The sequence below is a fragment of the Pseudomonas sp. 1L-E-NC-VB-C3 genome, assembly GCF_057291535.1.
Genome location: NZ_JBXAWD010000007.1, coordinates 273,650 through 298,926, shown reverse-complemented (window position 1 = coordinate 298,926; position 25,277 = coordinate 273,650). Strand labels below are relative to the sequence as shown.

Here is a 25,277-nt window from a genome sequence, read left to right as displayed (position 1 = left end):
CGGCGTTCGCGGATCAGGTTGCCGAAGGCGTCGTAGTCGTAATGACGGTCGCCCTGCATCAGCAGGCGATTGCCCTTGATCTGCGCAGGGCCGGGGCGGTCCTGCATCAGCAGGTTGCCCGCCGGGTCGTGGGCGAAGGATTCGGGCAGTTCGTCGCGTGAGTGACGTACGCGGATCAACCGGTCGAGGGCGTCGTAGCCATAAGTACGCTGGCCGTGGCGGCTGTCGGCAATGTGCTCGAGATTGCCGTTGGCGCTGTAGGCATAATCGCGGCGGTACAGCGAAGCGTGGCGATGACCTACAGCGTGGGCAAGCAAGCGGCCCTGATCGTCGTAGGAGTATTCGCTGAGCAGCAGACCTTGCTGGCGTTGCTGTTCGCGACCGGACTGATACACATGCCGGGTCAGCGGCGTGCCGTTGAGGTCGATGGCTGACAGCGCACCGCCCTTGGCGTAGTGATAATCGAGCTTGCTGTTGTCCGGCAGACGCAGGCGTTTGAGCTGACCGCAGGCGTCATAGGCGTAGCGCAAGGTGCCCCAGCCCTGATGCTCGGTGATCAGCCGGTCCTGACGGTCATACTCGAAGGCCAGCGGATGGTTTTGCCCGTCATCAACGGCAACCAAGCGCCCGAGGCGATCATAGTCGTAGCGGACTTTGAGCCCATCGGGCAGGGTTTTGACCAGCAAACGCCCGGCCTTGTCGCGCTCATAGTGGGTGACCAGACTGGGGCCGAAATCACCAAACTCGGTCTTCTCCAGCAAATGACCATTGAGGTCGTAGACGTAAGCCGTGCGCCGCCCATCAAACCCGGTTTCCTGTCGGATCAATCCGGTCGGCGTGTAATCCAGTCGGTATTTTTCGCCCGATTCGTTTTCAATTTCGGTCAGCAACAGCCGCGCATGGTCATAGCGGTACTGCACGCGGGTGCCGTCGGGGTTGATCCGCCGCGAGACCAGATGCAGGTCGTCGTCATATTCGTAGCGGGTGATGCGCCCGAGCTCGTCGCGCTCAGCGGTGATCTGGCCGTAGGCGCCGTAGCTGTAGGCGCGCGTGCTTCCCGTAGGAGAAGTCGTCAGGATCAGTCGGCCGGCCGCGTCCCACTGCTGACGACTGACAACACCAAATTCGTCATGGGTGGTAATCCGCCGTCCCAGCGCATCGTAGGAAAAGCGCCGCACGCCGCCATCGGGCAGGGTTTCTTCGATGAGCTGGCCGAGCTCGTTCCACACCCAACGGTGGCGGCTGCTGTCCGGATAACGCAGCGACAGCAATTGCCCGCGCAGGTTGTAGTAGTAATGGGTGACCTGGCCGTGGGGATCGACCGCTTCGGTAACGGCGCCTTCAGCGTTGCGCCGGTAGATCCACACCGCATCACCACGGCAACGCTTGTAGAGAAAACCGTTGCGGTACTCGTAGGACGTTGGTGCATCGTCCGGCGGAATCAGCGCGATCAGCCGTCCGAGTTCGTCGTAGCGATATTCGGTGACCGCGCCCAACGCATCCTGCTCGGCGATCAATCGCCCCTGCTGGTCATAAGCCTTGAGCTGCTCGCCGCCATCGGCCGCAACCTGGCGCACCAGTCGCGCGCGCTCGTCGTGGACGTAGACTTCTTCGGTACCGTCGACGTAATGCACGGTCACGCTGGCGTCGTCATCGTTCCAGACGTAACGGGTGTTCATCTGCGAGAACGAAGCCCAGTGCCTCACGCAGCGCGCCGCTTTGCCCTCGCGCTGCCACTCCCAGAAGAAGCTCGCGCCGCCGGTCAGCTGGCGCTGGAGGATGACGTGATGGTCGTCGTAGTCGTAGCGTTCGCTGTCGCCGACCGCGTTGGTCGCGGTCAGCAGGCGTTGCCGGGCATCGAAGCTGTAGGTGGCGAGGGTTTGCTCGGTGGTCCACTCGCCTTGGACGAACACCTGATAATCGATCGCCACCAGTTGCGCGCGGTCATAACGCAACAGCAGGGCGCGGCCGGCGCCGTTGTCCAGACGCTGAATGCGGTCGGAGCGATCGCGTTGCAGGGTCAGACGATTGCCGTAGACGTCGCTGATCGCCGTCAGCCGGCCGGCGCGAAAGTGATAAAAGCGCGCGCTGTCGCCGGCCAAAACCAGAATCAGTTCTTCCGGCTCATCGCCGAGAAAGATCGCCGCCCGCGACAGGCTGTTGTGAATCGCTGGGCGCGCGACGTTGGGCAGGGGAAAACGAGTGCGGCGGTTTTCGTGGTCGATCCAGATCACGCCATCGCCGTCGAAGGACAGGCGATGGGCCAGCGTGTGGCTCCAGCCAAAACCCAGGCCGATGTCGATCTCGACCGCGCTGCTGCGGTACAAGCGGGTGAACTCGAAGGGCAGCACGCCATCAAGCACTGCGTCGGTCAGGGTCAGCAGTTCTTCGCCGGTGACCATCGACACCGGGCAGCCGTTTTTGCAGGTATTGGGGACGCAGTCGGCGGCATCGCCGTTGGGGTTTTTCGCCTGGTCGGGGACGTCGTCGTGGGGCTCGTCTTTCTTCAACATAGCGTTGCGCTTGGCATCCCAGCGCAATTGCATCCGGCCCTTTTTCACCCCGGCGGCGATGCCCCGCGCGGCAACGGCTTTGTAGCGGTCGACGTATTCAATAAAGGCGTTGACGATGCTGAACAGCGCCTTGACCAGACGCTTGGCGACGTTGAACAGCTGCGCTGCGCGGTCAGCCAGACGCAGCGTCAGATAAGCGATCCCCGCCCCCGCTCCGACAAACGTCAGCACCACGCTGATCAACACATCGATGATCAGTTGCACGATCATCATCGACGCCACTTCAGCAGATTTGCCGGCAATCTCGCTGGGCGGCAGCATGTCCAGCCACAGGCTTGCCGACCGCAGCAGCAAGCACATCGCCGCTTCGTCACTGACCAGCAACTGCAGCTTTTCCATGAGATTTGGCGCGGTCTGTGCCAGCTCGATCAGCTCAGCCGCGCCACTGCCCAAACGCTCGGCAAACTTGCCGGGGTCCTGGAGAATTTCCGAGAGCAGTCCGAGGCTGTCCCATACCCCCTCGATGGCCGCCCAACTGCCGGCGAGCATGCCGTTGCTGGCTGCGGTCGCCACCGACTGTGACCACTGCGGCTTGAAACCCTGCCACTCGCTACGCAGCCAGCGTTTCAGTTCGCCGGTCAAACCGTTGTAGGATTTGAACAGCTCGTCGACTTGACTGGAGGTGACAGCGCTGTGGACCAGAACGCGGTAGAACTTGCCCTCTTCGCCTCTGAATTCAGCCTTGCCCTGCTGATCAAGGGTGACCGGGCTGGTTTTGCCGCTATCCACGTCGACCACATCGACGGAAATGTTGCCCAGCGGGATGTCGTAGACCGATTCGAACTTGCTCTCGATCTGCATGAGCCCGCCCTGCGGGCACTGGACAACGCTGGAAGAAAACTCCTCGTCGCTGCTACTGACCGCCGTGCGGCTATCGCCGAAGCGGATGATCCGCTCCATGCCCACCAGCGATGGCAGGTCTGCTGCCTCGCTGATCTGGTCCACCCTGCGACTGAGCCAGTGATCGAGCTGTTTGCGGTAGAGGCTGAGCGTTTGCGGGAAACTGTCGAGTTCCTGCTCGATGCGAGCGATGGCTTCCATCAACACACGCAGGCAGACAAGGTGGGCTGAAAAACGGGCTGAAGCATGAGCGGTCCCTCGCGCAAGAAATTAGTCGCGGGAACTGTGCGGGGGATCAGAAAGGAAAGAAGTCAGGCGAGTAGGCAAAGGATGTAGGACTAATCTGCAATCCAACATCCAGCGAAAAACGTGCAGGCAAAAACGTAAACGCGGCGTGAGGAAAACCTCACGCCGCGTTTACTTAGAAGACATACATGGAATTACTGCGTTGAATCACAAGCCATCAGCTGTTGCAGCTTAAGCTCGGCCAACGGGTGGCCGGCTTCGGCGGCCATGCTCCACCAACGAGCGGCCTCAGCGGGATCCGGCGCCTTGCTCGGGGTACCGGCGAGGCTGATCACGCCGACTTGATACGCCGCTTTACCATCACCAGCCAACGCCGCCAGACGCAGTAAGCGCACGCCTTCTTCACGCGCGCCTAACCCGACGCCGCGAAAAGTCAGAATGTGCCCATAAAAGCTTTGCGCACCGACATCGCCGAGGTTGGCCATGCGTGCAAACTGGCCTTCGAGCCAGCGCCAGCCACGCGGCTGGCGAACGAACCACGACCAATGAAACAGCCTGCGGGCCAGCCAGTAACCGGCCCGCGCCTTGAGGCGCAGAAACACTCAGGCCTCCGCCGATTCCGGGTATTCGTATTCGAAGACGCGCACCACTTCCGACGCATGCCAGGACGCCGCTGCAACGCCATCCGAAGGCCCGGAAAAGCGCCCCAGACGCTCGACACATTCAAAAAAACCGGTACGCGGCAAACGACTGGCGCCCTGACTGATGACCAGCGAACTGCGCAACGGCTGCTCGGCTTTGGCGTCCAGTGCGGCCAGATGCTCCAGCGCAGCCGTCAGTGTCTGCATCGCCGGCGTCGGCAGCTGCAAACGCTCAAGCAAGGCTCGATAAGTGAGAAGATGGCGCTGACGACGCGCCTGGTCCAGTTCCCCCAGCAATCCGTCCCAATGTTGACGGCTGATTCGTACGCTCACGATTCGTCCCTCCAACCCGGCACCGTCAGTTCCCAGGCCAGGCTGCGGCGAATCGCGGCGTCGGGCTGACGCTCACCACTTTCGATCATGGCCAGATAAGACGGGCTGATACCTACCGTGCGGGCCAGCGCCTCGATGGCGATGCCCTTCCCTTCGCGCAAACTGCGTAATTGATCCAGACCCGGAAGAATCGGCTCCGGCGAGGCGGCGAGCGGCGCTGCTGGCTGCTGCACCGGTGTTGCGTTGATCCCTGCTGCTTTCAGTAAAGCCTGATATTGAGCCCACGGCAGAACCGCGTATTCGGGTTCGCCATCGCGTGCAATTATCTGAATATCCATGACTACCCCGTAGGACAACACCACTTAGCGAGTCGGCACTTTTCCCTAGAAGTGTAATCCTAACAGCGGCCAAGGTCGCGAGTGGTATCTATCTGTAGGCAGTCTTCGTCAGTCAGGGCTTTTTCGGGCCTTGCAGCTGCAATTGTTCAGGGGTATCAGGAAGGCGCTCAACCACCGCCAGCTTCTCGGGTTGCTGGCGCTTGCGCCACAGGCGGAAGGCGTTGAGCTCGTCATCGAGGGTTTTCATCAGCCAGGCGAGGACAGCGATGTCATCGAGCATGCCGAACATGGGAATGAAATCCGGAATGGCATCGACCGGGCTGAGGAAATACATCAGGCCGGCCACCACCGAAATCAGCGACTTGGCACTGATCGCGCGATACTCGCCACGCCAGTAGGCCAGGCACAGCGACTGCAGCAAGCGCAGATCATCCTTGAGTTTGCCCAGGCGATTGCCTTGCGCGGCGCCTTTGCTGGCCACGGCAAACAACAGGGTCGGCAAGCGTCCACGGGCCAGCAGGCGACCGGCCAACGGCAGGAATCGAGCGAAATTCCACGGAGCTTTCATCTATTCTTCCCGTTGAAATGTTATCCACACAAATTGTGGATAACCTTGTGAACAGAGCTGCATTTCAGCGCTGAGAGCCCCGTTTCATAAGGGCTGCGCTCAGATCGGGCGTTTTTTACTCACATAAAAAAGCCCAATATTTCATTGACTTGGCGGCTCAGGGCGTCTAGCGCGGGCAGCCTCAAAACTATGACTGTGCTGATCGCTGTCAGTTCGCTCTGTTTACCTTCCCTGACCTGCAGATGCAACAACGCCTCGCATGTGCGAGGCGTTGTTTTCCAGCCGTTGCGTGTTACTTGGCAGCGGCGTCTTCTTTGGCTGGATCCTTGATGGCCAGCAGTTCCAGGTCGAAAACCAGAACCGAGTTGGCCGGGATTGCCGGGCTTGGCGACTGAGCTCCGTAAGCCAGATCGCTAGGGATGTACAGTTTGTACTTCTCGCCAACGTGCATCAGTTGCAGACCTTCAACCCAACCCGGGATCACGCCACTGACTGGCAGATCGATCGGGCTGCCGCGCTCGACGGAGCTGTCGAACACGGTGCCGTTGGTCAGCTTGCCGGTGTAGTGCACAGTGACGACGTCGGTCGGCTTAGGCTGTGGGCCATCGGCTTTCTTCACCACTTCGTACTGCAGGCCGGAAGCGGTGGTGGTTACACCGGCTTTCTTGCCGTTTTCTTCGAGGAATTTCTTGCCGGCGGCTGCCGACTCTTCACTCATCTTGGCCATACGCTCTTCAGCACGTTTTTGCAGCGAGGCGAAGGCTTCGACCAGTTCTTCATCTTTCAGCTTCTGTTCTTTCTTGCCAACGGCATCTTCGATGCCCTGGGCTACCGCTTTGGAGTCCAGATCATCCATGCCTTCCTGGGCAAGGCTTTTGCCCATGTTCAGGCCGATGCCGTAGGAAGCTTTTTGCGCCGGGGTTTTCAGCTCTACGCTGGTCTGCGAGTCACAACCCGCGAGTACCAGGCTAACCAGGGCTACCGCCGCCGCCAACCGATGCTGTTTCATGCTATTTCCTTGTTCATGCGCCGAATGGGCAATCGAGTAAAGCCGCGAGCTTATCAGGCCGCCACGACCAATGGCTACCGGCATGAGAGCAGGAATCTTCCGATAAGTTCAGGGATTAAAACGCATTTGGGCAACGGCTGGATGAAGCTTCTGTCATCCACGGACGACAAGCGTCATCGGAGCTTGCCTCAGCGTCTGGCGTAATGGCCACTTGCCCAGCAGTCATGGCTCAGGCATAACAGCGCAACAATTCGACAAGGATGTTTAACTTGCGCCTTCTATTCCGCGTTCTCACTCTGGTGATCGTGCTGGCGATAATCGCCCTCGCGGTGATCGTCTATTACGTCGCCAGCCCGAAATTGCCCTTCTACACCCCGCCGCAACAGGTACGTTACCTGGATCAATGGAGCGAAGAGGAACGGCAGACCTACTACTTCACGCCGCAAGGAACGCAAGTCAAAGGCCTGCGTTACGAGTGGTTCCAGGCATTGGAATTGCCCTTCTCCGAGCAGCGCTTCGCCTCCCCTGAATATCTCGCCCGTTTCGGCTTCCTGGTCGACCCGCAGCAGAAAGCGAGCGCGAACAACCCCGGCAACCTTCCCGTCGGTTTTGCCCGGCACGAGAATCCCGGCAACGCCTCGGAGCATTATCTGGACATCACCTGCGCCGCTTGCCACACCGGCGAGTTGCGCATCAAAGGCCAGGCCGTACGTATCGATGGCGGCAGCGCACAGCACGTGCTGCCTTCCAGCGTTCCTACGTTGCGCGGTGGCAGTTTCGGACAGGCCCTGGTCGCCAGTCTCGCCTCGACTTACTACAACCCGTGGAAGTTCGAGCGCTTCGCCCGCCAGGTGCTCGGAGATGATTACGAAGCGCGCCGCGAACAATTGCGCAGCGAGTTCAAGACCTCGCTGAACACCTTCGTCAAAGTGGCGTGGAACGACACCCATCGCGGCCTGTACCCGACCGAGGAAGGCCCGGGGCGCACCGATGCGTTCGGCCGGATTGCCAACGCGACGTTTGGCGATGCGATTTCCCCTGCCAACTACCGCGTAGCCGATGCCCCGGTGGATTATCCGCAGCTGTGGGACATGTGGACGTTCGATTGGGTGCAGTGGAATGGCTCGGCCCAGCAGCCGATGGCGCGCAATATCGGCGAAGCGCTCGGCGTCGGAGCCACATTGAATTTCTTCGACGGCAACGGCCAGCCGCTGCAAGGTGCTGAGCGCTACCCCTCCAGCGTGCGCGTGCGCGATCTGCACGCCATCGAAGAAACCTTGCAGCAGTTGAAGCCGCCGACCTGGCCGGAAGATCTGTTCGGTGCGATCGACAAGCCGCTGGCCGCCAAAGGCCGCGCGCTGTTCGCGGAAAACTGCGTCGGCTGCCATGTCCCGCGCCAATCGCAGGAAGGCGAACGCTGGGTGCAGCACTTGCACATGCTGCCCGTAGACGTGATCGGTACCGATCCCAATGCGGCCAACAACGTTGCCAGCCATCGTTTCGACCTGAGCGCGCTGCAATGGGATGTCAAAGAGTTGGAAAAAATGGACGTCAGACTGCACCCCGAACCTAAAGCGCCGCTTGATCTGAGCCAATTGTCGGTGGCCAAGGGCCTGGCTTACGTCACCGCGTTCGTGGAAAACCGTGCCTATCGCGACGCGCAGATCACGCCGGAAGAAAAACCGCGCATGGACGGTTTCGGCCTGCCGATCGGCGTGCGCGAGAAGGTCGCTTACAAGGCTCGACCGCTGGCTGGCGTGTGGGCGACTGCGCCGTTTCTGCACAACGGTTCGGTGCCAAGCATCTATCAGTTGCTGTCACCGCAGGATGAGCGCGCCACCACCTTCTATAAAGGCACGCTCGAATACGACCCGCACCACCTCGGCTATCGCACCGAATCTTTCACCAACGGTTTTCTGTTCGACACGCGCATCAGCGGCAACCATAACAGCGGCCACGAATTCCGCGCCGGCGCTCGCGGCAACGGGGTGATCGGCCGCCTCCTGCAACCAGAGGAGCGCTGGGCGCTGCTCGAATACCTGAAAGTGCTGGGCGGACCACTGGAGGCGCAGTTGCCATGATCATGCCGACATTCAAAAAAGAACTGCCGCCACTGGCTCGCTTCTGGCTCTGGTTGGGGCGTTTGCTTGGCAAGACGCTGCTGATCCTGCTGATCATCGGCCTGCTCGGCTGGGCCATCGCCGCCGCGTGGTTCGCTTGGCAGCATCGTGGGCCGGTGTCGGCGCAGGAACAGATTCCACCAGGCGAAGCGGCGATGACCCAGGACATCATTCAAACCGCTGTGCGCATCGTCGACCAGCATCGCGAAAGCACGCGTTATCTGCGCGATGCCCACGCCAAAGCGCATGGCTGCGTGAAGGCGCAAGTGCAGGTTTTACCGGAACTGGCGCAATCGCTGCGACAGGGGGTGTTCAGCGAGCCGGGCAAGACCTGGCAGGCGCTGATCCGGTTGTCCAACGGCAATGCCTACCCACAATTCGACAGCATTCGCGACGCGCGCGGGATGGCAATCAAGCTGTTCGAGGTTTCTGGCAAGCAACTGCTCGGCAATCGCCAAGACCAGCATGAACAGGATTTCGTGATGTTCAGCCATCCGAATTTCTTTGTCAGCGATGTCGCCGAGTATCGTCAGAATGTAGCGGCGCAGGCTGACGGCAAGAAGGTCATGGCGTTTTTTCCGACGTGGGATCCGCGCACCTGGCAGGTCCGCCATCTATTCATCGCGTTGGCAACCCTGTCAGCGCCGCCGGACAGTCCGACCGAGACTACATATTTCTCGGTATCGCCCTACAAGTTCGGTGAGGCCAATGCGAAATTCCGCGTCGTGCCGGATCCGGAGCGTTGCCCGGCGTATACCTTGCCCAAACAGAATCACGACTTGCCGAATTTTCTGCGCAGTGCACTGAATCAACAGTTATCCACGGATCGGGTGCCGGCGTGTTTTGCCCTGCAGATCCAGCGCCAGGACGCGAACAAGTACATGCCGATCGAGGACACCAGCATTGAGTGGCGTGAGCAAGATGCACCGTTTGAAACCGTGGCGCGGATCACTCTGCCTGCGCAGGACTTCGATACGCCGGCGCTGAATCTGCAATGCGACAACCTGTCGTTCAACCCGTGGTTCGGCATCGAGGCGCATCGGCCGATTGGCGGGATCAATCGCTTGCGCAAGGCAGTGTACGAGGCGGTGAGCGATTATCGGCATGTCCGCAATGCGGCGCAGTAGCGCGGCGATTTCATAAATCGCAGACAGCAAAAAGCCCGCACAAGGCGGGCTTTTTGTGGTGTCTGGCGTTCAGTTCCAGATACCGAATATGGCGCAGCGGACGGGACTCGAACCCGCGACCCCCGGCGTGACAGGCCGGTATTCTAACCGACTGAACTACCGCTGCGCGAAACGCTTGAAACGAATGGTGGGTGATGACGGGATCGAACCGCCGACATTCTGCTTGTAAGGCAGACGCTCTCCCAGCTGAGCTAATCACCCTTCGCTTCGTTACGGGGCGCATTATGCCACAAGTTTTCGTAAAGTGTTGATTTAATTGAATATTTTTCAAAAAATCTGAAAACCGGTGAAACGATACATCCCGCGGGTACAACCTTGAGACAGAAAAAAACCCGCATCAGCGGGTTTTTCCGTGGTTACCTGGCGTTCAGTGGTCCAGGTTACCGAATATGGCGCAGCGGACGGGACTCGAACCCGCGACCCCCGGCGTGACAGGCCGGTATTCTAACCGACTGAACTACCGCTGCGCTAAACACTTGAAACGAATGGTGGGTGATGACGGGATCGAACCGCCGACATTCTGCTTGTAAGGCAGACGCTCTCCCAGCTGAGCTAATCACCCTTCGCTTCGGTGTGGCGCGCATTCTACGGAGCACCCCAACCTCTGGCAAGCACTTTTTTAAATAATTTTCCGAGGCCTTCCAAAGGCTTAGAGAAGGGTTGGCCTACGCCCCGGCGAAGACAATAATGCCCCCCTTTGTATAAAGGAGTGACTCGCCCCATGTGGTTCAAGAACCTGCTGATCTATCGCCTGACCCAAGACCTGCCTGTCGATGCCGAGGCGCTGGAAACTGCACTGGCGACCAAACTGGCGCGGCCGTGTGCAAGCCAGGAGCTGACCACTTACGGTTTCGTTGCACCGTTCGGCAAGGGCGAAGATGCGCCGCTGGTACACGTCAGCGGCGATTTCCTGCTGATCTCTGCGCGTAAAGAAGAACGTATTCTGCCGGGCAGCGTTGTGCGTGACGCGGTCAAGGAAAAGGTCGAAGAGATCGAAGCCGAGCAGATGCGCAAGGTCTATAAGAAGGAACGCGACCAGATCAAGGATGAAATTATCCAGGCGTTTCTGCCGCGCGCGTTCATTCGTCGCTCGTCGACCTTCGCCGCGATCGCGCCGAAACAGGGCCTGATCCTCGTCAACTCGGCCAGCCCGAAACGCGCCGAAGACCTGCTGTCGACGCTGCGCGAAGTGATCGGCACCCTGCCCGTGCGTCCGCTGACCGTGAAAATGGCACCGACTGCGGTGATGACCGAGTGGGTCACCACGCAGAAAGCCGCCGACGATTTTTATGTACTGGACGAGTGCGAACTGCGCGACACCCACGAAGACGGCGGCATCGTCCGCTGCAAGCGCCAGGACCTGACCAGCGAGGAAATCCAGCTGCACCTGAGCACCGGCAAAGTCGTCACTCAGCTGTCGCTGGCCTGGCAGGACAAACTGTCGTTCATGCTCGACGACAAGATGACCGTCAAGCGCCTGAAATTCGAGGATCTGCTGCAGGATCAGGCGGAACAGGACGGTGGTGATGAAGCCCTGGGCCAACTGGATGCCAGCTTCACCCTGATGATGCTGACCTTCGGCGACTTCCTGCCGGCACTGGTTGAAGCGTTGGGTGGGGAAGAGATGCCGCAGGGGATCTGACTCTGACGAGCATCTAACCTGTGGGAGCGAGCCTGCTCGCGAATGCGGTGCGCCAGCAACATTAATGTATCTGGCTCACCGCTTTCGCGAGCAGGCTCGCTCCCACAATGTTTTGTGGTGTAACCAATAATAAGGATCAAGCCATGCGCGCACTGGCTGCACTCAGCCGCTTTGTCGGCAATACCTTCGCTTACTGGGTTCTGATATTCGCCGTCGTGGCCTTCCTGCAACCGGCGTGGTTCATCGGCCTGAAAAGCGCGATCGTACCGCTGCTGGGTCTGGTGATGTTCGGCATGGGCCTGACCCTCAAGCTCGACGACTTCGCTGCCGTCGCTCGCCATCCGTGGCGGGTGGCGCTGGGCGTGGTTGCGCATTTCGTGATCATGCCCGGTGTGGCGTGGTTGCTCTGCCAGGTGTTTCACCTGCCGCCGGAAATCGCCGTCGGGGTGATTCTGGTCGGCTGCTGCCCGAGCGGCACCTCTTCGAACGTGATGACCTGGCTGGCACGCGGTGATCTGGCGCTTTCAGTGGCGATTGCCGCGGTCACTACCCTCCTCGCCCCACTGTTGACCCCGGCACTGATCTGGCTGCTGGCCTCGGCGTGGCTGCCGGTATCGTTCATGGAGCTGTTCTGGTCAATCCTGCAAGTGGTGCTGTTGCCGATCGTTCTCGGCGTGGTCGCGCAGCGTCTGCTCGGCGACAAGGTGCGGCATGCGGTGGATGTGTTGCCGCTGGTATCGGTGGTCAGCATCGTGATTATCGTCACCGCCGTGGTGGCGGCGAGTCAGGCGAAAATCGCCGAGTCCGGCCTGCTGATCATGGCGGTGGTGATGCTGCACAACAGCTTCGGCTATCTGCTCGGCTACTTCACCGGGCGCCTGTTCGGCTTGCCGCTGGCTCAGCGCAAGTCGCTGGCACTGGAGGTCGGCATGCAGAATTCGGGACTGGGCGCGGCATTGGCCAGTGCGCACTTCTCGCCACTGGCGGCGGTGCCGAGCGCGCTGTTCAGCGTCTGGCACAATATTTCCGGGGCGCTGCTGTCGACGTACTTCCGGCGCATGAGCGAAAAAGAAGATCGCGACAACCTCGCGCAAAGGGCTGCCGACTGAGCTGAAAACTTGATCCCCGGGTTAATGCTCGTCAGTATATTGCGCAACGCGGGGACGACCCTGCGGCTCGATCGAGTCATTCATCTGGGGACGACCCCGTCAATCGATGGAGGTCCTGCATGTCCTGGATCATTCTGTTTTGCGCCGGTCTGTTCGAAGTCGGCTGGGCCGTCGGGCTGAAATACACCGACGGCTTCACCCGCCCGCTCCCCACCGCCCTGACCGTTGCCGCCATGGCTATCAGTCTGGGTCTATTGGGCTTGGCGATGAAGGAATTGCCGTTGGGTACGGCCTATGCGATCTGGACCGGCGTAGGTGCGGTGGGCACGGTGATCGCCGGGATCATTTTGTTCGGCGAGTCGATGGCATTGATTCGGCTGGCCAGTGTGGCGTTGATCGTCACGGGTTTGATAGGCCTTAAAGTCAGCGCTTAAGCCACTCGCGTCTTCGCGAGCAGGCTCGCTCCCACATTCAACCGCGTTCCGTCATTGGAACAGGGTCAACTGTGGGAGCGAGCCTGCTCGCGAAGGGGCCTTTTGATACACCGACTATCTGACAGCCCCGCGCAATTCCCCCACCAACACCTGCAACTTCGCCGGCTCGGTCCCTTCGGTAATTGCCGGCCCCGCCACCAGCGTCACCCGCGACCACAAGCGATGGAACAAACCCTTATTCGGATCGCGACTGAAGAAACTCCCCCACAATCCTTGCAGCGCCAGCGGAATCACCGGCACCGGGGTCTCTTCGAGAATCCGCGTCACGCCGCCGCGAAACTCGTTGATCTCGCCATCGGCGGTCAATTTGCCTTCCGGGAAAATGCACACCAGTTCGCCGTCCTTCAGATACTGAGCGATACGCGTGAAGGCTTTCTCGTAGATCTGGATATCTTCCTGGCGTCCGGCGATAGGAATCGCGCCCGCCGTGCGAAAGATGAAGTTCAGCACCGGCAGGTTGTAGATCTTGTAGTACATGACAAAGCGAATCGGCCTACGCACGGCACCGCCGATGAGCAAGGCGTCAACGAACGACACGTGGTTGCACACCAGCAGCGCCGCGCCCTCGTCCGGGATCGCTTCAAGGTTGCGGTGCTCGACGCGGTACATGGAATGGCTGAGCAGCCAGATCATGAAGCGCATGCTGAATTCCGGAACGATCTTGAAGATGTAGGCGTTGACGCCGATGTTCAGCAGCGACACCACCAGGAACAGTTGCGGGATCGACAGCTTGGCGACGCTCAACAAGACGATCGAAACAATCGCCGACACCACCATAAACAGCGCGTTGAGAATGTTGTTGGCGGCAATCACCCGCGCCCGTTCGTTTTCAGCCGTACGCGACTGGATCAGCGCGTACAGCGGGACAATATAGAAGCCACCGAAAATGCCGAGGCCAAGGATGTCGATCAACACCGCCCAGGTGTGCACGAAGCCCAGCACAGCAATCCAGCTATGGCCGGTGACGCTGTCCGGGATCCCACCGGAATGCCACCACAGCAACAGGCCGAACACGGTCAGGCCAAACGAGCCAAACGGCACCAGACCGATCTCGACTTTGCGCCCTGAGAGCTTCTCGCAGAGCATCGAACCCAGCGCGATGCCCACCGAGAACACGGTCAGGATCAGCGTGACCACGGTTTCGTCACCGTGCATCCATTCCTTGGCGTAGGCCGGGATCTGCGTCAGATAGATTGCCCCGACGAACCAGAACCACGAGTTGCCGACAATCGAGCGCGACACCGCAGGTGTCTGGCCCAGACCGAGTTTCAGCGTCGCCCAGGACTGGCTGAAGATATTCCAGTTCAGGCGCATTTCCGGCGACGAGGCCGCCGCGCGCGGAATGCTGCGGCTGGCCAGATAACCCAGCACGGCAATGCCGACGATCGCGGCGGAGACTACCGGCGCGTAGTGCTCGGTCGACATCATGATCCCGGCGCCGATGGTGCCGGCGAGAATTGCCAGAAACGTGCCCATTTCCACCAGACCGTTGCCGCCGACCAGTTCATCGTCGCGCAAGGCCTGCGGCAGGATCGAATACTTCACCGGGCCGAACAGCGCCGAGTGCGTGCCCATGGCGAACAGCGCCACCAGCATCAGCGACAGATGATCGAAGAGGAAGCCGATCGATCCTACGGCCATGATGGCGATTTCCGCGAGTTTGATCAGACGGATCAGCGCGTCCTTGGCGAATTTTTCCCCGAACTGCCCGGCCAGCGCCGAGAACAGGAAAAACGGCAGGATAAACAGCAGCGCGCAGAGGTTGACCCAGATTGAGCGATCGCCCTCGATGGTCAGCCGATAGAGGATGGCGAGGATCAACGACTGCTTGAACACGTTGTCGTTAAACGCGCCGAGCGACTGGGTAATAAAGAAGGGCAAAAAGCGCCGGGTGCGCAACAGGTTGAACTGTGAGGGGTGACTCATCTTCCGTGTTTCCTGATGTTAGGTAGTGAGGCCTGGGTGCTTGTTATTGGAATCCCGCACCACGATCCAGGCCACACCTTACCTAAACTTTTCGGATTATTTCTTCAAACCTGCAATACACGGCGAGACAAACAGCTCGCCACGCCACGCGCCCTGCACGGTGCGCTTGCCGACGATCAGCCACATTGCCGCCAACAAAATCACCAGCGCCGTACCGAACACACTGAAAAATGTCAGGTTGAGGATACTTGCCAGTTTCAGCGTCGCCAGCGAATACACGCCCAATGGGAAGGTGAAGCCCCACCAGCCGAGGTTGAACGGAATGCCGTCACGCAGATAACGCACGGTGATCAGCAGCGCCATCAACATCCACCACAGACCGAAGCCCCACAGCGTGATCCCTGCCACCAGCCCTAATCCTGAGGCGATTTCACCGACGCCAGCCAGGCCATTGGCGGCAAAAATCGCTGGCGCCTCACCGCCCAACAGCAACATGCCCAGCGCACCGGTGCCGATCGGACCGAGGGCGAGCCAGCTCGACGCGGCCATGTTTTCGTGGGGCAGTTTGTGCAAGGCCATACGCAACAACAGGATGGTCAGAATGCTGAACGCCACCGGCAGGGAGAAAGCCCAGAGCACATAGCTGGTGGTCAGTACGACGAGTTGCCCATGGGCGTCAGTCAGATGCGGGGCGAGCAAGCCGCCGCTGGCCGCTGCTACTTCCGCCGCCACCACCGGCAGCAACCAGACCGCAGTCATCTGATCGATGCTGTGTTCCTGGCGGGTAAACATCATGTACGGAATCAGCACACCGCAGGCCAGCGACATCGCTACATCGATCCACCACAACACTTCAACGAGCTGAATGACACCGTCGCCCCAGCGCGGCAGCCCGAACAACAGAAAGCCGTTGATGATCGTCGCCAGGCCCATGGGAATGGTGCCGAAGAACATCGATACAGTCGAATGGCCGAAAATCCGCCGCGCCTCGTCGAAGAACAAAATCCAGCGCGCGGCGTAGGCAGCAGTAAACAAGCTGAACAACAGAATGTTGAACAGCCACAGCCCCTCGGCCACGACGCGTAATCCGGGAATGGCCAGCGGCAACTGGGCCAGCGCCAATGCCAACACACCGGTGCCCATGGTCGCGGCGAACCAGTTCGGCGTGAACTGGCGGATCACTTCACGCGGATGCTGAAGCTGGCTGAAAGGTTTGTAGCCGGGGGTGACACTGTTAGGGCAAATCATCATGAACTCCTGTCCTCTGGTGAGGTTGAGTTCATGGTAGATCCGAATCGAATATCGATATAACGGGTAATATCTCTAACTGTTATCTGTTTTGCAGATAAGTATCTACACGCGCTTAAGGAGCGCTGCAAACTCTGCCTGTCTGCGGACGCAGACTGAGCAGCAGCGCAGCCACGGCCAGCACGATCAATACAACGCCGTAACCATCAGTGGTCGCCAGCAACCCGAAACTGCGCGCCAGTTGCCCGGCCAGCAACGCCGGCAAACAGAACGCCAGATAACTGAGCACGTAATACGCCGACATCAATCCGGCTCGCTCGTGTGGCGAGGCCAGCGACACCAGACTGCGCACCGCACCGAGGAAACCCGAACCGAAGCCGCAACCGGCGACCAGGGTGCCGAAGAAAAACAACGACAGACTGGCGCCATGCACACCGAGCAGGATCAGGACCAGCCCGATTGGCAGCAAGCTCGCACCCAGCCGCAACGCCTGAGCGGCCGGACGATTGCGCATCATGAAAATCATCAACGCACCGGTCACGGTGAGCGCCGCGACCGTAGCGCCACCAATCAGATTGGAGGTAGAGCCAGTGGCGGTGCGCACCAACGACGGCGCCAGCGAGGCATAAAAACCTCCGAGCGCCCAGGTTGCGGTGTTCAGCGGCAGCACTCGCCACAACGTTGAACGCGCTTGCACCGGCACGTGCAGGGTCGGCCGCAACGACGCCAGCGCCCCACCTTGCCGCGAGACACTTTCCGGCAGGCGCCAGACATACACGCCTTGCAACACAAACAGTGCCAACAGTAACCAATAGGTCAGCTGCAACGGCGCTGGTGCGAATTCTGCCAGTAAGCCACAGCCCAAACCGCCCAAAGCCATCCCGAGTAACGGCGCGACACTGTTGATCAGCGGCCCCTGCTGGCGGTCGGTATCGAGCAATGTTGCGCTCAAAACGGCGGTGGCCATGCCGGTGGCGAAACCTTGCAGCACCCGTGCGCTGATCAACCACGACACGCTGTCGGCATAAATGAACAGCAGCATCGCCAGCGCATTGAGCAGCACGGCACTGAAGATCACCGGTTTGCGTCCGAGATGGTCGGAAAGCGAACCAACCGTCAGCAACGCCGCCAACAGACTGAAAGCGTAAACGGCGAAGATCAGCGTCAACATCGCTGCCGAGAAATGCAGCTGATCCTGATACAAGTGATACAACGGCGTCGGCGCGGTGGAAGCGGCGAGAAAACTGAGTAAGGTGATCGCCAGAAACCACAAGCTCGACTGGTGGGAAGCGACACTATTCAAGGGGCTGGTCATGGGCACACTCCGCAAAAGCTAATTTTTTGCTTTTGCGCAGTGTGCTACCGCCCAGCGCTTAAAGCAAATTCTTTGTGTTAAGGTCTGCCGCATGGCTATTAAAGAAGGTTTACGCCCCGGTGGCCGCAGTGCCCGGGTGCAGGAGTCGATTCATTCGGCGGTCAATGCGCTGCTGCAAGAGCAGGAACGTTCCACCGTGACCGTCCCGCAGATTGCCGCCCGCGCGGGGGTTACGCCGTCGACGATCTACCGCCGCTGGGGTGATCTGGCGGCGTTGCTGGCGGACGTCGCCCTCGCCCGCATGCGCCCGGACAGCGAGCCGGCGAACACTGGCAGCCTGCGCGGCGATATCCGCGCCTGGGCCGAGCAATATCTCGACGAGATGAGCTCGGAGGTCGGGCGCAACATGATGCGCGACGTGCAGGCCAGCGCTACGCCGGGCTATTGCGTGGCGATCATTGGTGCGCAGTTGCAGACCATTGTCGATCGCTATCCGGATGAAAAGACACCGAGTGTCGATCGCTTGATCAATCTGGTGGTGGCGCCGGTGGTGTTCCGGATTCTGTTTTCGGCCACGGCGCTGGAGGTGGATGAGTTGCATCGGTTGATCGATATTGCATTGCGGCAGGACTGACGCCTTCGCGAGCAGGCTCGCTCCCACAAGGGAATGCATTCCAGAAAGTGGGAGCGAGCCTGCTCGCGAAGAGGCCCGCCCGGGCACCACAAAAACCACCCGGTACCCCGCCTGCGACACCCCGCCACGCCACGACCTTGGTCGACACTGACTAACCGTCGCGCGCGTGCGAGACTGTCCGCCCGGGCAGGAGTGCCGGGGAGTCTTTTGTCGGGAGTGCTGCATGTCGTTGTCCACCGGGCTGATCGCCGTCGTTGCCCTGGCCTACATGGCCATCATGTTCGCCATCGCCTTCTACGGCGACCGTCGCAGCACGCCGTTGCCGCCACGGGTGCGCGCTTGGGTGTACAGCCTGTCGCTGGCGGTCTACTGCACCAGTTGGACGTTCTTCGGCGCGGTCGGCCAGGCGGCGGAACAACTGTGGTCATTCCTGCCAATCTACCTCGGGCCGATCCTGCTGCTGGTCGGCGCGCCGTGGGTCCTGCAGAAAATGGTGATGATCAGCAAACAGGAGAACATCACCTCCATCGCCGACTTCATCGCCGCGCGCTACGGTAAGTCGCAATCGCTGGCGGTGGTGGTGGCGCTGATTTGTCTCGTCGGCGTCTTGCCCTACATCGCCCTGCAACTCAAAGGCATTGTCCTCGGCGTGAACCTGCTGATCGGCGCCGGCGCCGATGCCATGGGCACCCGCGCCCAGGACACGGCGCTGATCGTGTCGCTGGTGCTGGCGTTGTTCACCATCGTTTTCGGTACGCGCAACCTCGACGCCACCGAACACCACCGTGGCATGGTGCTGGCGATCGCGTTCGAATCGCTGGTCAAGCTGTTCGCCTTCCTCGCCGTCGGCGCCTTCGTCACGTACGGGCTGTATGACGGTTTCGACGACCTGTTCAATCAGGCGATGCTCGCCCCGCGCCTTGAGGCGTACTGGAAGGAAACCATCAACTGGCCATCGATGGTGGTGCAGACCGGCGTGGCGATGATGGCGATCATCTGCCTGCCGCGGCAATTTCACGTCACCGTGGTGGAGAACATCGACCCGCAGGATCTGCGACTGGCGAAATGGGTCTTCCCCGCCTATCTGGCTTTGGCCGCATTGTTTGTAGTCCCTATCGCCCTTGCCGGTCAGATGATGCTGCCCAGCCACGTGCTACCCGACTCGTTCGTGATCAGCCTGCCGCTGGCCCAGGCCCATCCGGCGCTGGCGATGCTGGCGTTTATCGGTGGTGCATCGGCAGCGACCGGCATGGTGATTGTCGCCAGCGTCGCACTGTCGACCATGGTCTCCAACGACATGCTGCTGCCCTGGCTGTTGCGGCGCAACAACGCCGAGCGCCCGTTCGAAGTGTTCCGCCAGTGGATGCTCTCGGTGCGCCGCGTCAGCATCGTGGTGATTCTGCTGCTGGCCTACGTCAGTTATCGCTTGCTCGGCTCGACCGCGAGCCTGGCGACCATCGGCCAGATCGCCTTCGCGGCGGTGACGCAACTGGCGCCGGCCATGCTTGGCGCGCTGTACTGGAAACAGGCCAACCGCCGTGGCGTGTTCGCCGGGCTCGCTACCGGGACGTTTCTGTGGTTTTACACGCTGGTGCTGCCGATTGCCGCGCACAGTCTCGGCTGGTCGCTGGCGAGTTTTCCGGGGTTGGCGTGGCTGCACAGCAATCCGCTGAACCTGCCGATCACCCCGTTGACCCAAGGCGTGGTGCTGTCGCTGGCCGGTAATTTCACCCTGTTCGCCTGGGTCTCGGTGCTGTCGCGCACGCGGGTTTCGGAACACTGGCAAGCCGGGCGCTTCATCGGTCAGGAAATCAGCGCGCGGCCTAATGCTCGTTCGATGCTGGCGGTGCAGATCGACGATCTGCTGCAACTGGCGGCGCGTTTCGTCGGCGAAGAACGTGCGCGGCAGAGCTTCATTCGCTTCGCCTACCGTCAGGGCAAGGGTTTCAACCCCAACCAGAACGCCGACAGCGAATGGATTGCCCACACCGAACGCTTGCTCGCCGGTGTCCTTGGCGCCTCTTCGACGCGCGCCGTAGTAAAGGCCGCCATCGAAGGTCGGGAAATGCAGTTGGAGGACGTAGTCCGAATCGCTGACGAAGCCTCGGAAGTGCTGCAGTTCAACCGCGCCCTGCTGCAAGGCGCGATCGAGAACATCACCCAGGGCATCAGCGTGGTCGACCAGTCGCTGAAACTGGTGGCGTGGAACCGGCGTTATCTGGAGCTGTTCAACTACCCCGACGGCCTGATCAGCGTCGGCCGGCCGATTGCCGACATCATTCGCTACAACGCCGAACGCGGTTTGTGCGGCCCTGGCGAAGCGGAAGTGCACGTCGCGCGACGCTTGCACTGGATGCGTCAGGGCCGCGCACACACTTCCGAACGGCTGTTCCCCAATGGCCGGGTGATCGAGCTGATCGGCAACCCGATGCCCGGCGGCGGATTTGTCATGAGCTTCACCGACATTACCGCGTTCCGCGAAGCCGAACAGGCGCTGACCGAGGCCAACGAAGGGCTGGAACAACGGGTCAGCGAGCGCACCCAGGAACTGTCGCAACTCAACGTCGCGCTCACCGAAGCCAAGGGCAATGCCGAGGCGGCCAACCAGTCGAAAACCCGCTTCCTCGCCGCCGTCAGCCACGACTTGATGCAACCGCTGAACGCCGCGCGACTGTTCTCCGCCGCCCTCTCCCACCAGAACGAAGGCTTGAGCGCAGAGGCGCAACAACTGGTGCAACACCTCGACAGCTCGCTGCGTTCGGCGGAAGACCTGATCAGCGATCTGCTGGACATCTCGCGCCTGGAAAACGGCAAGATCAACCCGGACCGCAAAGCGTTCGTCGTCAATGAACTGTTCGACACCCTCGGCGCGGAGTTCAAGGCGCTCGCCCAAGAGCAAAAGCTCACGTTCCGGGTGCGCGGCAGTCAATTGCGCATCGACAGCGACATCAAACTGCTGCGGCGGATTCTGCAGAACTTCCTCACCAACGCGTTCCGCTACGCCAAAGGCCCGGTGCTGCTGGGCGTGCGTCGGCGCGGTGGTGAGTTATGTCTGGAAGTCTGGGATCGCGGCCCGGGCATTCCGGAAGACAAACAACAAGTGATTTTCGAAGAATTCAAACGCCTCGACAGCCACCAGACCCGCGCCGAAAAAGGTCTGGGCCTGGGTCTGGCGATCGCCGACGGCTTATGCCGCGTGCTCGGGCATACCTTGCGCGTTCGTTCCTGGCCGGGGCGCGGCAGTGTGTTCAGCGTGACAGTGCCGATCGCCCGCACGCAAACCCCTCCAGTCAGCGCCACGGTGGAACTGAACGGAAAACTGCTCAGCGGCGCGCAGGTGCTGTGCATCGATAACGAAGACAGCATCCTGATCGGCATGAACAGCCTGCTGAGCCGCTGGGGCTGCCAAGTGTGGACGGCGCGCAATCGCGAAGAATGCGCAGCGATATTGAATGAAGGCGTGCGGCCGCAACTGGCGCTGGTCGACTATCACCTCGACCACGGCGATACCGGCACAGAGCTGATGGCGTGGTTGCGCACGCGCCTGGGCGAGCCGGTACCCGGAGTGGTAATCAGCGCGGATGGACGCCCGGAGACCGTGGCGCAAGTGCATGCGGCGGGCCTGGATTACCTGGCCAAACCGGTGAAGCCGGCAGCGTTGCGGGCGCTTTTGAGTCGGTATTTGCCGTTGTAGAAGGTGACCTTGCAGACGCCTTCGCGAGCAGGCTCGCTCCCACAGAACAGCAAAAGCAAGAGCAAGAGCAAGAGCAAGAGCAAGAGCAAGAGCAAGAGCAAGAGCAAGAGCAAGAGCAAAAGATCGCAGCCTTCGGCAGCTCCTACAGTTGGACCGTCGATATCTGAGTGAAATGGTTGGTCGGCAGATTGCCTTCGCGAGCAGGCTCGCTCCCACAAAAGCAAAAGCAAGGCAGCGCAGCTGCCCGCGGCGAAGCCGCCCCACTCAACAATGAGCGCAAGCTCGAGTGCTTTTGATCTTGATCCACCGGCGACGTCGGAAGGCTGAGCGGAGGGATTGATCCGGGCGTGGGAGCGCAGCGACCGTCTGGCGCAGCCAGACACAGCGGAAGGAGGTGCAGCGAAGCAAACCGTAGCCGCTGCGCCCGGATCGATCCCGGAGCGAAGGAACCCGAGCCTGCGAGGGCCGAACGCAGGAGCTAGCGTTTTTTGCTTACTTTTTTTGGCGCTTGTAAAAAAGTAAGTCGCCGTCAGGCGAAACCGCCAGCCGCCACGCCCGCAGCAACGGATATGCCCCCAATCAGCCAGAAAAAAACGAGCCTTTGGATTTACTCAGGCAACTCAACCAACCCATCAACATCCGTCATCGCCCGCTCCAGCAAATCCGCCGGCAAGCTCTTGCTCGCCCGCGCCCCAAGCAACTTCAACTGCTCACTGCGGCTGACCAGATTACCGCGCCCCTCTGTCAGCTTGTTACGCGCTGAGCTGTAAGCCTTGTCCAGTTGCTGCAGACGATTGCCCACTTCGTCCAGATCCTGAATAAACAACACGAACTTGTCGTACAGCCAACCCGCCCGCTCAGCGATTTCCCGGGCATTCTGGCTCTGCCGCTCCTGCTTCCACAGACTGTCGATCACCCGCAACGTGGCCAGCAGCGTAGTCGGGCTGACGATCACGATATTGCGGTCGAAGGCGTCCTGAAACAGCGACGGCTCAGCCTGCAATGCCGCAGAAAATGCCGCTTCAATCGGTACGAACAGCAAAACGAAATCGAGGCTGTGCAAGCCTTCCAGACGCTTGTAATCCTTGCCGGCCAGACCTTTCACATGATTGCGCAGCGACAACACGTGCTGCTTGATCGCGATCTGCCCCAACGTGTCGTCATCTGCCGCAACATACTGTTGATACGCGGTGAGGCTGACTTTCGAGTCGACCACGACTTGCTTGTCGCCGGGCAGATAAATGATTACATCGGGCTGGAAACGCTCACCGTCCGGGCCTTTGAGATTGACCTGAGTCTGATACTCGCGGCCCTTCTCCAGACCCGCGTGCTCAAGAACGCGCTCGAGGATCAGTTCGCCCCAATTGCCCTGGGTTTTCTGGCCCTTGAGCGCGCGAGTCAGATTGGTCGCTTCGTCGCTCAGGCGCAGGTTCAACGCCTGCAAACGCTCCAGCTCCTTGGCCAGCGAGAAGCGCTCGCGGGCTTCGGCCTGATAGCTTTCTTCCACGCGTTTTTCAAAGGACTGGATGCGTTCTTTCAACGGATCGAGTAACTGCCCGAGCCGCTGCTGGCTGGTTTCGGCAAAGCGCTGCTCACGCTCATCGAAGATCTTGCCGGCCAGCTCGGCGAACTGCGCACGCAGCTCATCACGCGAGCCTTGCAGGTCGTTGAGACGTTGTTGATGGCTTTCCTGTTGCTCTCGCAGTTCGGCACTCAGCGAGGCCGCTTGGGCGTCGAGGCGGCGCAACTCAGCGTCCTTGTTGGCGCGTTCGAGGTTCCAGGCGTGGGAGGCATCGCGGGCGTCATCGCGCTCGATCTGCAGCAATTCAACTTCGCGGCGCAGGGCGGCGAGGTCTGCCTGTTTGGCGGCATTGGCCTGGCCGAGATCGGCGATCTCATCGCGGCTCGCTTCAAGCTGCGCGGTGAGGCCGTCCTGGGCCAGTTGCGCCATGGCCAGGCGCTCCTCGAGCAAGGCCAGATCGGCCTGGGCATTGCTGGCCCGGCGTTGCAGTTGCCAGGCCAGCGCCAGCAGCGGCACCCCTGCTGCCGCAAGACCAAGCAATATGCTGGTCAAGTCCATAGCCATAGCGACTCCTGCCAATCGGATAAAGCCTGAAGGTTAACCAAGGTGTCTGGGCTTGGACAGCTCAGTCTTCGATCAGACCGAGTTCCTGCTGTGCGCGACGGTCGCCGGCGCGGGCGGCCTGACGCAGCAGCTCCTGGCCGATACGCCGGTCACGGGCATTGCCGCACTCACGGCAGATCAATTGGCCGAGACGGCTTTGCGCAGCGACTACACCTTCACGGGCCGGTTGCTTGAGCAGGCGGCCCGCGAGGTGTTTGGCGCTGGGGCTGTCGCTCAGGCGCGGCGCATCGAGCAGCCACTCAGCCACACGTACGGAAAAACGCTTGGGAGCGGTAACAGAGGTCGGATTGGAGGTAACAGGGTCTGATACTGAGCGAAACTTCATAAAGCACTGCGGGACAGATCGGAAGGCGCGCCACTTTACTCTCTTTTTCTTACAGGTAAAGTCGAAAAAAACCCGGCACGCCCGTGCTAGAGCAAGCGCTAGGGACAATCCACAGAAGCTGTGGATAAGTCAGTGGACAACCGCTCTGTGATCCTCGCAAAGCCTTATGGAATGGGGCTCGCAGTCAAACTGACGATTTTTTCACCAACAAAAAAAGACGATATTTTTCATTGACTTAAACTTTTGATACAGGCAGCGACTGGAGTCAGGATCGATGTGACAGTTGCGTTACGCTCTGCGCAACTAATGTGCACAAGTACCTGTGCGCCGGTTATATACGTGCGCTTTTTCGGGTCATTTTGCGCAGCTGCGAACGCCCGAAAGGCTCTGCGAAAAGCATGCACGCCGACGGACGGTGTGACACGAACATTCCGTGCGAAGCTTTTTTCGTCATGGGGTTTGCTTCGCCCGAACGAATCCGTTACTATCCGCGGCGTTAGTACCAAGCTGAAAGTCAATTCCGGTCGAACATCTCCCACGGTCAACTTCCAACAGGAAGACACTGCCGAAAAAAGCGGGAACGACCCCTCGATGGTTTCCAGGTAACTCTTGCGACGACGCTGCCTTTGAACGAAAGCAAAGGGCGTTGCGAAGAACACTTACTCTGACCGAACCAACCTGCAAATTGATCAGGATCTTCACCCCGGGCCCAGAACCTTTGCCCTCGCTGTGATGCCTGTCCTCCTAAGTACCTACCTGCCAGCCCAAGCGCGCTCACTTATCAGCGCTTCAAACTGGCTGCTTTGTTCCAGTCGGGTTCTTCGTTCGATCAATGGTGATCAACGTTACTGGAACGTTTTAACGTTGCACGGTTCTTATCCGTGTCATT

At 60.3% G+C, this 25,277-nt stretch carries 18 protein-coding genes and 4 tRNA genes; 7 read left to right on the top strand and 15 right to left on the bottom strand.

The features are described from left to right. The 6 genes from AC0Z5Z_RS14240 to bamJ all read right to left on the bottom strand — a co-directional run. Window positions 1-3,614: DUF6531 domain-containing protein (locus AC0Z5Z_RS14240; RefSeq protein ID WP_485611230.1), on the bottom strand; the 3,614-nt coding region annotated here is incomplete at its 3' end. 239 nt (window positions 3,615-3,853) lie between these two features. Beyond that, window positions 3,854-4,261 carry an SEL1-like repeat protein gene (locus AC0Z5Z_RS14235; RefSeq protein ID WP_485611229.1) on the bottom strand — a complete coding sequence of 136 codons (408 nt, stop codon included), beginning with the start codon at window positions 4,259-4,261 and terminating at the stop codon, window positions 3,854-3,856. Then, window positions 4,262-4,633, bottom strand: a complete 372-nt coding sequence (locus AC0Z5Z_RS14230) for a hypothetical protein (RefSeq protein ID WP_003223109.1) — start codon at window positions 4,631-4,633, stop codon at window positions 4,262-4,264. Beyond that, a complete protein-coding gene (locus AC0Z5Z_RS14225; protein WP_056783977.1) occupies window positions 4,630-4,971 on the bottom strand; it encodes a helix-turn-helix domain-containing protein in 342 nt (113 codons plus the stop codon). Before AC0Z5Z_RS14225 ends, AC0Z5Z_RS14230 begins: the two co-directional genes overlap by 4 nt. Window positions 4,972-5,083: 112 nt before the next feature. Continuing rightward, window positions 5,084-5,539 carry a YkvA family protein gene (locus AC0Z5Z_RS14220; protein ID WP_016773733.1) on the bottom strand — a complete coding sequence of 152 codons (456 nt, stop codon included), beginning with the start codon at window positions 5,537-5,539 and terminating at the stop codon, window positions 5,084-5,086. Between the two features lie 292 nt (window positions 5,540-5,831). Then, entirely contained in the window at window positions 5,832-6,548 is a 717-nt protein-coding gene (gene bamJ / locus AC0Z5Z_RS14215) for a BamJ family beta-barrel-assembly machinery protein (RefSeq protein ID WP_016773732.1), read from the bottom strand. Window positions 6,549-6,817: 269 nt separating this feature from the next. Here bamJ and AC0Z5Z_RS14210 point away from each other — a divergent pair, with 269 nt between their 5' ends. Both AC0Z5Z_RS14210 and AC0Z5Z_RS14205 read left to right on the top strand, forming a co-directional pair. Then, a complete protein-coding gene (locus tag AC0Z5Z_RS14210; RefSeq protein WP_485611228.1) occupies window positions 6,818-8,629 on the top strand; it encodes a di-heme-cytochrome C peroxidase in 1,812 nt (603 codons plus the stop codon). Further along, window positions 8,626-9,795, top strand: a complete 1,170-nt coding sequence (locus tag AC0Z5Z_RS14205; RefSeq protein WP_485611227.1) for a catalase family protein — start codon at window positions 8,626-8,628, stop codon at window positions 9,793-9,795. Before AC0Z5Z_RS14210 ends, AC0Z5Z_RS14205 begins: the two co-directional genes overlap by 4 nt. A gap of 89 nt (window positions 9,796-9,884) precedes the next feature. On the opposite strand, the gene AC0Z5Z_RS14200 is transcribed toward AC0Z5Z_RS14205, so the two are convergent. From AC0Z5Z_RS14200 to AC0Z5Z_RS14185, 4 genes are all read right to left on the bottom strand, one after another. Beyond that, a tRNA-Asp gene (locus AC0Z5Z_RS14200) sits at window positions 9,885-9,961 on the bottom strand. A 19-nt stretch (window positions 9,962-9,980) separates the two neighbouring features. Beyond that, window positions 9,981-10,056 (bottom strand) — tRNA-Val (locus AC0Z5Z_RS14195). A gap of 189 nt (window positions 10,057-10,245) precedes the next feature. Beyond that, window positions 10,246-10,322: transfer RNA gene (locus tag AC0Z5Z_RS14190), tRNA-Asp, on the bottom strand. A 19-nt stretch (window positions 10,323-10,341) separates the two neighbouring features. After that, window positions 10,342-10,417: transfer RNA gene (locus tag AC0Z5Z_RS14185), tRNA-Val, on the bottom strand. 159 nt (window positions 10,418-10,576) lie between these two features. Between AC0Z5Z_RS14185 and rdgC the strand changes: the two genes are divergently transcribed. The 3 genes from rdgC (at window position 10,577) to sugE (ending at window position 13,040) form a co-directional block, all read left to right on the top strand. Then, the gene (gene rdgC / locus AC0Z5Z_RS14180) at window positions 10,577-11,497 is read left to right on the top strand and encodes a recombination-associated protein RdgC (RefSeq protein WP_024012190.1); all 921 of its coding nucleotides are present in this window, start codon (window positions 10,577-10,579) and stop codon (window positions 11,495-11,497) included. 143 nt (window positions 11,498-11,640) lie between these two features. Continuing rightward, window positions 11,641-12,606, top strand: a complete 966-nt coding sequence (locus tag AC0Z5Z_RS14175; RefSeq protein WP_041479525.1) for a bile acid:sodium symporter family protein — start codon at window positions 11,641-11,643, stop codon at window positions 12,604-12,606. Between the two features lie 119 nt (window positions 12,607-12,725). Beyond that, window positions 12,726-13,040 (top strand): quaternary ammonium compound efflux SMR transporter SugE, encoded by a 315-nt coding sequence (gene sugE / locus AC0Z5Z_RS14170; RefSeq protein ID WP_041479526.1) that lies wholly within the window; start codon window positions 12,726-12,728, stop codon window positions 13,038-13,040. 114 nt (window positions 13,041-13,154) lie between these two features. On the opposite strand, the gene AC0Z5Z_RS14165 is transcribed toward sugE, so the two are convergent. The 3 genes from AC0Z5Z_RS14165 to AC0Z5Z_RS14155 all read right to left on the bottom strand — a co-directional run bounded on the left by AC0Z5Z_RS14165 (window position 13,155) and on the right by AC0Z5Z_RS14155 (window position 17,577). After that, the gene (locus AC0Z5Z_RS14165) at window positions 13,155-15,026 is read right to left on the bottom strand and encodes an MFS transporter (protein ID WP_485611226.1); all 1,872 of its coding nucleotides are present in this window, start codon (window positions 15,024-15,026) and stop codon (window positions 13,155-13,157) included. A 96-nt stretch (window positions 15,027-15,122) separates the two neighbouring features. Further along, complete coding sequence (locus AC0Z5Z_RS14160) at window positions 15,123-16,274, bottom strand: TDT family transporter (RefSeq protein ID WP_056783963.1); 1,152 nt, start codon at window positions 16,272-16,274, stop codon at window positions 15,123-15,125. Window positions 16,275-16,389: 115 nt separating this feature from the next. Next, complete coding sequence (locus AC0Z5Z_RS14155; RefSeq protein WP_485611231.1) at window positions 16,390-17,577, bottom strand: MFS transporter; 1,188 nt, start codon at window positions 17,575-17,577, stop codon at window positions 16,390-16,392. Window positions 17,578-17,680: 103 nt separating this feature from the next. Between AC0Z5Z_RS14155 and AC0Z5Z_RS14150 the strand changes: the two genes are divergently transcribed. Then, window positions 17,681-18,223, top strand: coding sequence for a TetR/AcrR family transcriptional regulator (locus AC0Z5Z_RS14150; RefSeq protein ID WP_150636740.1), 543 nt, complete (start codon window positions 17,681-17,683; stop codon window positions 18,221-18,223). Window positions 18,224-18,446: 223 nt separating this feature from the next. Then, window positions 18,447-21,917 (top strand): hybrid sensor histidine kinase/response regulator, encoded by a 3,471-nt coding sequence (locus AC0Z5Z_RS14145; protein WP_485611225.1) that lies wholly within the window; start codon window positions 18,447-18,449, stop codon window positions 21,915-21,917. 607 nt (window positions 21,918-22,524) lie between these two features. Here AC0Z5Z_RS14145 and AC0Z5Z_RS14140 read toward each other — a convergent pair. After that, complete coding sequence (locus tag AC0Z5Z_RS14140) at window positions 22,525-23,889, bottom strand: DNA recombination protein RmuC (protein WP_164488343.1); 1,365 nt, start codon at window positions 23,887-23,889, stop codon at window positions 22,525-22,527. Between the two features lie 175 nt (window positions 23,890-24,064). Next, on the bottom strand, window positions 24,065-24,388 hold the full coding sequence (locus AC0Z5Z_RS14135; RefSeq protein WP_423664657.1) for an SEL1-like repeat protein: 324 nt from the start codon (window positions 24,386-24,388) through the stop codon (window positions 24,065-24,067). Window positions 24,389-25,277: the final 889 nt, after the last annotated feature.